Source organism: Streptomyces sp. NPDC101776 (assembly GCF_044766845.1).
Taxonomy (GTDB): domain Bacteria; phylum Actinomycetota; class Actinomycetes; order Streptomycetales; family Streptomycetaceae; genus Streptomyces.
This window is the reverse complement of sequence record NZ_JBIWMV010000008.1, coordinates 112236-121267: the sequence shown is the minus strand read 5'-3', so window position 1 is coordinate 121267 and position 9032 is coordinate 112236. Positions and strand designations below refer to the sequence as shown.

General features: G+C 66.6%; 14 protein-coding genes and 1 pseudogene. 13 read left to right on the top strand and 2 right to left on the bottom strand.

Annotation, left to right across the window (positions count from 1 at the left end):
• Positions 1–61: 61 nt before the first annotated feature.
• A complete protein-coding gene (locus ACIRRY_RS25155; RefSeq protein WP_403976581.1) occupies positions 62–565 on the bottom strand; it encodes an ATP-binding protein in 504 nt (167 codons plus the stop codon).
• Positions 566–705: 140 nt separating this feature from the next.
• On the opposite strand from ACIRRY_RS25155, the gene ACIRRY_RS25150 reads away from it, so the two are divergent.
• Both ACIRRY_RS25150 and ACIRRY_RS25145 read left to right on the top strand, forming a co-directional pair.
• The gene (locus ACIRRY_RS25150) at positions 706–1584 is read left to right on the top strand and encodes a helix-turn-helix transcriptional regulator (RefSeq protein WP_403976579.1); all 879 of its coding nucleotides are present in this window, start codon (positions 706–708) and stop codon (positions 1582–1584) included.
• On the top strand, positions 1581–1772 hold the full coding sequence (locus ACIRRY_RS25145; RefSeq protein ID WP_403976577.1) for a DUF397 domain-containing protein: 192 nt from the start codon (positions 1581–1583) through the stop codon (positions 1770–1772). The genes ACIRRY_RS25150 and ACIRRY_RS25145 overlap by 4 nt, the downstream gene beginning before the upstream one ends.
• Before the next feature lie 18 nt (positions 1773–1790).
• Here ACIRRY_RS25145 and ACIRRY_RS25140 read toward each other — a convergent pair.
• Positions 1791–2873 (bottom strand): annotated as a pseudogene (locus tag ACIRRY_RS25140) (right-handed parallel beta-helix repeat-containing protein); the annotation flags it as partial.
• 691 nt (positions 2874–3564) lie between these two features.
• Between ACIRRY_RS25140 and rpsJ the strand changes: the two are divergent.
• Genes rpsJ through rpsQ form a run of 11 tightly spaced genes read left to right on the top strand, consistent with a single transcriptional unit; the run spans position 3565 to position 8980 of the window.
• Positions 3565–3873, top strand: coding sequence for a 30S ribosomal protein S10 (rpsJ, locus tag ACIRRY_RS25135; RefSeq protein WP_003948644.1), 309 nt, complete (start codon positions 3565–3567; stop codon positions 3871–3873).
• Between the two features lie 17 nt (positions 3874–3890).
• The gene (rplC, locus tag ACIRRY_RS25130; RefSeq protein WP_266861021.1) at positions 3891–4535 is read left to right on the top strand and encodes a 50S ribosomal protein L3; all 645 of its coding nucleotides are present in this window, start codon (positions 3891–3893) and stop codon (positions 4533–4535) included.
• A 1-nt stretch (position 4536) separates the two neighbouring features.
• Positions 4537–5193, top strand: coding sequence for a 50S ribosomal protein L4 (gene rplD, locus ACIRRY_RS25125; RefSeq protein ID WP_200681735.1), 657 nt, complete (start codon positions 4537–4539; stop codon positions 5191–5193).
• A complete protein-coding gene (gene rplW / locus ACIRRY_RS25120; RefSeq protein ID WP_403976574.1) occupies positions 5193–5612 on the top strand; it encodes a 50S ribosomal protein L23 in 420 nt (139 codons plus the stop codon). The genes rplD and rplW overlap by 1 nt, the downstream gene beginning before the upstream one ends.
• Positions 5613–5662: 50 nt before the next feature.
• Complete coding sequence (rplB, locus tag ACIRRY_RS25115; protein ID WP_403976572.1) at positions 5663–6499, top strand: 50S ribosomal protein L2; 837 nt, start codon at positions 5663–5665, stop codon at positions 6497–6499.
• A 12-nt stretch (positions 6500–6511) separates the two neighbouring features.
• On the top strand, positions 6512–6793 hold the full coding sequence (rpsS, locus tag ACIRRY_RS25110) for a 30S ribosomal protein S19 (RefSeq protein ID WP_019055518.1): 282 nt from the start codon (positions 6512–6514) through the stop codon (positions 6791–6793).
• Positions 6794–6833: 40 nt separating this feature from the next.
• On the top strand, positions 6834–7181 hold the full coding sequence (gene rplV / locus ACIRRY_RS25105) for a 50S ribosomal protein L22 (RefSeq protein ID WP_006604878.1): 348 nt from the start codon (positions 6834–6836) through the stop codon (positions 7179–7181).
• Entirely contained in the window at positions 7181–8044 is an 864-nt protein-coding gene (gene rpsC / locus ACIRRY_RS25100; RefSeq protein WP_403976570.1) for a 30S ribosomal protein S3, read from the top strand. Before rplV ends, rpsC begins: the two co-directional genes overlap by 1 nt.
• A gap of 5 nt (positions 8045–8049) precedes the next feature.
• Positions 8050–8469, top strand: coding sequence for a 50S ribosomal protein L16 (rplP, locus tag ACIRRY_RS25095; RefSeq protein ID WP_010986348.1), 420 nt, complete (start codon positions 8050–8052; stop codon positions 8467–8469).
• Positions 8469–8693, top strand: a complete 225-nt coding sequence (gene rpmC / locus ACIRRY_RS25090) for a 50S ribosomal protein L29 (protein WP_005481220.1) — start codon at positions 8469–8471, stop codon at positions 8691–8693. Before rplP ends, rpmC begins: the two co-directional genes overlap by 1 nt.
• Positions 8693–8980, top strand: a complete 288-nt coding sequence (gene rpsQ, locus ACIRRY_RS25085; protein WP_019055521.1) for a 30S ribosomal protein S17 — start codon at positions 8693–8695, stop codon at positions 8978–8980. The genes rpmC and rpsQ overlap by 1 nt, the downstream gene beginning before the upstream one ends.
• Positions 8981–9032: the final 52 nt, after the last annotated feature.

Genomic DNA, 9032 nt, shown 5'->3' with positions numbered 1-9032 from the left:
CCGGATGGGTGAATCGAGCCGAGCCTCGCTGCCGGGAGGGTGGGGTGGGGCTTGGTGGGGGTCATTTCGCCGTCGTGGGTTCTTGGGAAAAGGCGCCAGGTGCACCGGAGTTCGGGTTTCCGGGTTTCGGTGCGTGGCCCAGTGCCAGTTCCGCCCAGACCGTCTTGCGGGGGCGGGGTCCCGGGTCCCAGCCCCAGCGGTCGGCGAGCGCGGCGACGATCAGCAGACCCCGGCCCGACTCCGACTCCCCGTCCGGCGCCGGGACTTGGGGGTACGGCGGGCGGTCACCCCGGGTGTCGGTGACTTCGATGCGCAGGATGCCGGCGACGACGTAGAGGGTGAGTCTGAAGTCCCTTCCCGGTACGCGGCTGTGCGTGGCCGCGTTGGCGGCGAGTTCGGCGACGAGCAGGCGGGCCGGGTCCAACGGGATCGCCCAGGCGCGGAGTTGTTCGGTGGCCAGGAGACGGGCGAGGCGGGCACCGCGGGGCGTGGGGGACAACTGCACCGTGAAGTTCCGGACGGAGTTGCCGAGTTGAGGGTCGGGCGCGGCAGTTTCTTGGTTCATGTCACTCAGCGTGGCGGACCGTGCTTGCCTTGACGTGCGATGACGCCTGTACGTATCCGCGCTGTCCCGTCGTTGTCTCGCGTTGTCTCGGCTGTCTCCGGCGACGTATGGGTACCGGTGCGCGTTGGAGGTGGGTGGCCATGAGTGACGACAGCGTGAGCAACGCGAGCAACGAGAACGAGGGTGTGGACGAGGCCGGCTGGGACCTCGAACCCGGTGACGAGAGCGCGCCGTTGGTTGAGGCGGTGGGGCGACTCGTCAAGTTCTGCCGGGAGCAGGCGGGGATGCGGGTGGCCGACTTCGCCCGCGTCATGGGGTACGGCGAGGACATGATCCGCAAGATCGAGCGCGGGGTGCGGATTCCTCGGGTGGAGTTCCTGGACCAGGCCGACGACGTCCTGAACGCGGGTGGGCATCTGCGGGCGTTCCAGGAGGATATGGAGAAGGCCCAGTATCCGAAGAAGGTACGGGACCTGAAGAAGAAGGAGGATTTGGCGGTCGAGCTTCAGCTGTACAGCAACCACAACATCCATGGGTTGTTGCAGACACCGGAGTATGCGCGGGCGCTGCTGGGGACGTGGAGGCCGACGTATTCGCAGGGCGAGTTGGAACGCATGCTGGCGGGGCGCATGGCTCGCAAGTCCATTTTCGAGCGCGACCCCGCGCCTGAACTGAGCTTCGTCCAGGAAGAGGTGACGTTGCGTCGCCCGGTCGGAGGCACAATGGTGTTGCGCCGACAGCTCGAACACATGCTGGAGGTGGCGCAGTTGCCCTACGTGGAACTCCAAGTCATGCCAACGGCTCGCGCGAACCACCCTGGAACGGGCGGGCGGATCCAGGTGCTGAAGTTCGTGGACGGTTCGGGGGCGGGGCGGATGGACGACGATTTCGGGGGCCGTCCGGTCGACAGCCCGAGGCAGCTCCGGGTCCTGGAACTGCGGTATGGCATCATCCGGGCTCAGGCTCTCACGCCAGAGGAGTCGCTGGCCTTTATCGAGCAAGTGCTGGGAGAAACATGATCCGCGAGCCTTCCGAGCTGCTGTGGTTCAAGAGCAGCTACAGCGACAGCAGCAACGGCAACGACTGCGTCGAGATAGCCGCCACCCCCCACACCATCCACGTCCGCGACTCCAAGCACACCCACGGCTCCCATCTCGCGCTCGCCCCCACCACCTGGACCGACTTCGTGGCGTACGCCGCCGAATAGCCGGACAGGGGCCCTCCCTTACGGGTTCACCACCGTCCCCCCGAACGTCACCCTCAACGTCCCGCTCGACGCGAACGACCACCCCAGCGTGCCGCTGTACGACCCGCACCGCGCCCCGTTCGTCCCCGTCCAGAACTGGTTCGAACTGTCCGCGTCGCCCACCGTCTTGTCGTTCGAGCCGCTGACCGCGAACCGGCAGGACGTGTTCGTGCGGAACACCGAAGTCCCCGTGTCGAACGAGAAGTTGCGCTCCGCGTTGTCGATGCCGACGTTGTTCGAGATCGTCATCGTGCCGGGGTTGCTGTTGTAGGTGAACCCGTGATGGCCGTTGCCGTAGGCGATGTCGTGCAGGACTACGTGGTTGACGGCGATGTCGTCGCCGCCGAGCTTGTAGCCGTTGCGGTCGCCGTCGCCGCTCTGGCTGCCGTCGGTCAGGGTGCCGTTGCCGTAGGAGAGGCTGTACTCGATGGTCACCGGGCCGATCGCGCCCGTGTCGGTCTTGGTGTAGAGGTCCCAGCCGTCGTCGATGTTGTTGTGGGAGACGTCGTAGCGGAAGACGTTCCCGGCGCCGGTCGTCAGCTTTGCCGCGAAGCCGTCCGCGTCCTCGCCGTCCGCGTCGGCGTTGTCGTGTGATTCCGAGCTGACGACCAGGTTGTTCGAGGGCCACGACGAGCTCGGCGTGCTGGAGGAGATGCGGCCCAGCTGGAGGCCCGTGTCGCGGTTGTACGACGTCACCGTGCGCTCGATGACGTTGTTGCTGCCGCCGACGTAGATGCCGTTGTCGCCCGCGTGCGACACCGTGAGGCCGTAGACGTGCCAGTAGTTGGCGTACAGCTGGAGGCCGCGGTTCGATGAACTCTCGCTCTGCGAGGAGAAGTTGAGGACCGGGGTCTCGCCGTTGTAGGCGGTCAGGGTGGTCCGTGCGCTCGATGTGCCGTCGCTGCCCACGGGGACGGTGACGGTCGACGAGTAGGTGTACGTCCCGCCGCGCAGGTAGATCGTGCCGCCGGACGCGATGCGGCTGATCGCTGTGGCGAGGGTGGTGGGGGCGGCGAGGGTGCCCGCCGCGCTCGCGGTGCCGGTCGGTGACACGTACTGCGTGGCGCTCGCGGCCTGCGCCGGGGTGCCGGAGAGTGCTACGAGCGTGCCGGCCACCAGGCCGACACCTGCCATGACTGGTCTCACTTGCATCGTTCTGCCTCCAGGGTCGTCCCATGACCAGGGGTGCCGTGCAAGGGAAAGCGCTTTCCCGCGTTCTAATGAGGGACCGTAAGCGCTTGCTATGAACGCGTCAATGAGTGCGTACTTGATTCTCATTCACAGGGGTGAACGGTGGTGGGGGCTGGGTGAGACGCGCGCTGGGGGCATGTGTTTGACCTGCGTCACTCCAGGGGTAATCTCTACGCCCCGATTGGCCAGCCGCCTGCGCCATATGGCAGACTGTCCGAGTTGCTCGGTCGAGTGTTGATGCTGCGCGCCTCCCGTCGGGAGGACCGGAAGCGAGTCCCACGGTACTCGTCGTCCCCAACTGTCTTAACGGCAGCGCTGGGGCGGACGTACGGGAATCTTTCGGGAAGTGCGGTGCGGCGCCGGCCAGGCACCCGGTGGGCCTCTTCGCCCTCGGCTTGCGGTTCCGGACGGGCCGTGCTTTCCCAGCAGGGAAGTTCCGAAGATGGGACTTCTGTGTCGGTGACAGTGCGACACACCCGACCGCGTGGGTCGGAGAAGCGAAGAGAACGGAAGCGCCCACCGAGGTGCAGAGCGTACGAAGAGACAGGACTACTGAGTAGCCATGGCGGGACAGAAGATCCGCATCCGGCTCAAGGCCTACGACCACGAGGTCATCGATTCCTCGGCGAAGAAGATCGTCGAGACGGTGACGCGCACTGGTGCGTCGGTCGCGGGCCCGGTGCCGCTGCCCACTGAGAAGAACGTGTACTGCGTCATCAAGTCGCCGCACAAGTACAAGGACTCTCGCGAGCACTTCGAGATGCGCACGCACAAGCGCCTGATCGACATCCTCGACCCCACCCCCAAGACCGTTGACTCTCTGATGCGACTCGACCTCCCGGCCGGTGTCGACATCGAGATCAAGCTCTAGGGGCCGGTGAGCTGAAGATGGCAAAGCAGATCAAGGGCATCCTGGGCGAGAAGCTCGGCATGACGCAGGTTTGGGACGAGAACAACCGTGTTGTTCCCGTGACCGTCGTCAAGGCCGGACCCAACGTCGTGACCCAGGTCCGTACGAATGACTCCGACGGCTACGAGTCGGTCCAGATCGCCTTCGGCGAGATCGACCCGCGCAAGGTGAACAAGCCCCTCAAGGGTCACTTCGCCAAGGCCGATGTCACGCCGCGTCGCCACCTCGTCGAGATCCGCACCGCGGGCGCCTCCGAGTACACGCTCGGCCAGGAGATCACCGCTGAGGTGTTCGAGGCCGGCGTCAAGGTCGACGTGACCGGCAAGAGCAAGGGCAAGGGCTTCGCCGGTGTCATGAAGCGCCACAACTTCAAGGGCCTCGGCGCCGGCCACGGTGTCCAGCGCAAGCACCGCTCTCCCGGCTCCATCGGTGGCTGTGCCACCCCGGGTCGTGTGTTCAAGGGCGTCCGCATGGCGGGCCGCATGGGCAACGAGCGGGTCACCACCCAGAACCTGACCGTTCACGCTGTTGACGCGGAGAAGGGACTGCTCCTCATCAAGGGAGCCATCCCGGGTCCGAACGGCGGCCTCGTCCTGGTCCGTACCGCGGCCAAGGGGGCCTGACATGAGCACCATTGACATTCTGTCGCCCTCCGGCGACACCGCCGGGACCGTTGAGCTCCCGGCCGAGATCTTCGACGTAGAGAAGATCAGCATTCCCCTGCTTCACCAGGTCGTCGTCGCGCAGCTGGCCGCCGCCCGTCAGGGCACGCACAAGGTCAAGCGTCGTGGCGAGGTCCGCGGTGGTGGTAAGAAGCCGTACCGCCAGAAGGGCACCGGCCGCGCCCGTCAGGGTTCGACCCGCGCCCCGCAGTTCGCCGGCGGTGGCGTCGTGCACGGCCCGACGCCGCGCGACTACTCGCAGCGGACCCCGAAGAAGATGAAGGCCGCGGCCCTGCGCCACGCCCTCACCGACCGGGCCCGCAACGCTCGCATCCACGTCATCACCGGCGTGATCGAGGGCGAGACCCCCTCCACCAAGGCCGCCAAGAGCTTCCTCGGCAAGGTCAGCGAGCGCAAGAACGTGCTCCTGGTCATCGAGCGCTCCGACGAGGCCGCGCTGCTTTCCGCGCGCAACCTGCCCCAGATCCACATTCTGGAGCCGGGCCAGCTGAACACGTACGACGTTCTCGTCTCGGACGACGTGGTCTTCACCCAGGCCGCTTTCGAGTCCTTCGTGTCTGGCCCCCAGGCCGCTGACACCGAAGGGAGCGAAGCCTGATGGCTACGCGTCACCCGAGCATCGCCTCGAAGGCCGCCAAGGCCAAGAAGCTCGCGCGCCTCGTCAAGGCGAAGCGCCACGAGACCGAGGGCAAGAACACCGTCGAGACGCCGATCAGCAAGTCGTTCACGGACCCCCGTGACGTGCTGCTGAAGCCGGTCGTCTCCGAGAAGAGCTACGCGCTCCTCGACGAGGGCAAGTACACCTTCATCGTGGCTCCGGGCGCCAACAAGACCCAGATCAAGCAGGCCGTCCAGGCGGTCTTCTCGGTCAAGGTCACCGGGGTCAACACGATCAACCGCCAGGGCAAGCGCAAGCGCACCAAGACCGGTTTCGGTCAGCGCGCGGGCTCCAAGCGCGCGATCGTGACCCTCGCTGAGGGCGACCGTATCGACATCTTCGGCGGTCCGGCCGCGTAAGCGGGTCGGAGCGTCCAGATAATCGGGAAAGTTCCGAGGACTGAGAGACAATGGGAATCCGCAAGTACAAGCCGACTACGCCGGGCCGTCGTGGCTCCAGCGTCGCCGACTTCGTCGAGGTCACGCGGTCCACGCCGGAGAAGTCGCTGGTTCGCCCCCTGCACAGCAAGGGCGGCCGTAACAATTCCGGTCGTGTGACCGTTCGCCACCAGGGTGGCGGACACAAGCGCGCCTACCGCGTCATCGACTTCCGTCGCCATGACAAGGACGGCGTGCCGGCGAAGGTCGCGCACATCGAGTACGACCCCAACCGCACCGCGCGCATCGCGCTGCTGCACTACGCGGACGGCGAGAAGCGCTACATCCTCGCCCCCCGCAACCTGTCGCAGGGCGACCGCGTCGAGAACGGTCCCGGGGCCGACATCAAGCCGGGCAACAACCTGGCGCTCCGCAACATCCCGGTCGGTACCACGATCCACGCGATCGAGCTCCGTCCCGGTGGCGGCGCCAAGTTCGCCCGCTCCGCCGGTGCCTCCGTGCAGCTGCTCGCGAAGGAGGGCACGATGGCCCACCTTCGTATGCCGTCCGGCGAGATCCGTCTGGTCGACCAGCGCTGCCGCGCCACGGTCGGCGAGGTCGGCAACGCCGAGCAGAGCAACATCAACTGGGGCAAGGCCGGCCGCAAGCGCTGGCTGGGCGTTCGCCCGTCCGTCCGCGGTGTTGCGATGAACCCGGTCGACCACCCGCACGGTGGTGGTGAGGGCAAGACCTCCGGTGGTCGCCACCCGGTCTCCCCGTGGGGTCAGAAGGAGGGTCGTACTCGTTCGCCGAAGAAGGCTTCGAACAAGTACATCGTCCGCCGCCGCAAGACGAACAAGAAGCGCTAGGAGCGGGTTTAGATGCCGCGCAGTCTCAAGAAGGGGCCCTTCGTCGACGGCCACCTCATCAAGAAGGTGGACGTACAGAACGAGGCCGGCTCCAAGAACGTCATCAAGACCTGGTCCCGCCGCTCGATGATCGTCCCGGCCATGCTCGGCCACACGATCGCGGTGCACAACGGCAAGACCCACATCCCGGTGTTTGTCACCGAGTCGATGGTCGGCCACAAGCTCGGCGAGTTCTCGCCGACGCGCACCTTCCGGGGTCACGTCAAGGACGACCGGAAGTCGAAGCGCCGCTAGCGCGGGGCGACCGACCATGACAAACACTGAAGGGACAACCATGGAAGCCAGGGCCCAGGCGCGGTACATCCGCGTCACGCCCATGAAGGCCCGCCGCGTGGTGGACCTCATCCGTGGCATGGACGCCACGGAGGCTCAGGCGGTCCTGCGTTTCGCCCCGCAGGCCGCGAGCGTGCCGGTCGGCAAGGTGCTGGACAGCGCCATTGCCAACGCCGCACACAACTACGACCACACCGACGCCGGCAGCCTCGTCATTTCCGAGGCGTACGTCGACGAGGGTCCGACCCTGAAGCGGTTCCGGCCGCGTGCCCAGGGCCGCGCCTACCGGATCCGCAAGCGGACCAGCCACATCACCGTGGTCGTCAGCAGCAAGGAAGGAACCCGGTAATGGGCCAGAAGGTTAACCCGCACGGGTTCCGGCTCGGCATCACCACGGACTTCAAGTCCCGGTGGTACGCCGACAAGTTGTACAAGGACTACGTCAAGGAAGACGTCGCCATCCGTCGGATGATGACGTCCGGCATGGAGCGCGCCGGCATCTCGAAGGTGGAGATCGAGCGCACCCGTGACCGTGTGCGTGTGGACATCCACACCGCTCGTCCGGGCATCGTCATCGGCCGCCGTGGCGCCGAGGCCGACCGCATCCGCGGTGACCTCGAGAAGCTCACGGGCAAGCAGGTCCAGCTGAACATCCTCGAGGTCAAGAACCCCGAGACGGATGCCCAGTTGGTCGCGCAGGCCGTCGCCGAGCAGCTCTCCTCCCGCGTCTCCTTCCGCCGCGCCATGCGTAAGAGCATGCAGTCGGCGATGAAGGCCGGCGCCAAGGGCATCAAGATCCAGTGCGGCGGTCGCCTCGGCGGCGCCGAGATGTCCCGCTCGGAGTTCTACCGCGAGGGCCGCGTGCCCCTGCACACGCTCCGCGCGAACGTGGACTACGGCTTCTTCGAGGCCAAGACGACCTTCGGCCGTATCGGTGTGAAGGTCTGGATCTACAAGGGCGACGTCAAGAACATCGCCGAGGTCCGTGCCGAGAACGCCGCGGCCCGTGCGGGTAACCGCCCGGCCCGTGGTGGCGGCCCGGGTGGCGGCGGCGACCGTCCCGCCCGCGGCGGTGGCCGTGGTGGCGAGCGTGGCGGCCGTGGCCGCAAGCCGCAGCAGTCCGCGCCGGCTGCCGAGGCCCCCAAGGCCGAGGCTCCCGCCGCCGCTCCTGCTGAGGCCGCGCCCTCTTCTACCGGTGGAACGGAGGCCTGACCGAAATGCTGATCCCCCGTAGGGTCAAGCACCGCAAGCAGCACCACCCCAAGCGCCGTGGTCAGGCCAAGGGCGGTACGCAGGTTTCGTTCGGCGAGTACGGCATTCAGGCCCTCACGCCGGCGTACGTGACGAACCGCCAGATCGAGGCCGCCCGTATCGCGATGACCCGCCACATCAAGCGTGGCGGCAAGGTCTGGATCAACATCTACCCGGACCGCCCGCTCACGAAGAAGCCTGCCGAGACCCGCATGGGTTCCGGTAAGGGTTCTCCCGAGTGGTGGATCGCGAACGTGCACCCGGGACGGGTCATGTTCGAGCTGTCCTACCCCAACGAGAAGATCGCCCGTGAGGCCCTCACTCGCGCAGCGCACAAGCTGCCGATGAAGTGCCGGATCGTCAAGCGCGAGGCAGGTGAAGCGTGATGTCGGCCGGTACCAAGGCGTCCGAGCTGCGCGAACTGGGTGACGAGGAGCTTCTCAACAAGCTCCGCGAAGCCAAGGAAGAGCTGTTCAACCTCCGCTTCCAGGCGGCGACCGGTCAGCTCGAGAACCACGGTCGGCTGAAGGCCGTCCGGAAGGACATCGCGCGGATCTACACCCTGATGCGTGAGCGCGAGCTGGGCATCGAGACGGTGGAGAGCGCCTGATGAGCGAGAGCAACGTGACTGAAGAGCAGACCGCTTCCCGCGGCTTCCGCAAGACCCGTGAGGGTCTCGTCGTCAGCGACAAGATGGACAAGACCGTCGTCGTCGCCGTCGAGGACCGCGTGAAGCACGCGCTGTACGGCAAGGTCATCCGCCGTACGAACAAGCTCAAGGCCCACGACGAGCAGAACGCCGCAGGCGTCGGCGACCGCGTCCTCCTCATGGAGACGCGTCCGCTGTCCTCGACGAAGCGCTGGCGCATCGTCGAGATCCTCGAGAAGGCCAAGTAATTCCTGCGGCCCCAAAAATGTGGGGGCCGCAGGACAGTTCCGCCAGGCTCCA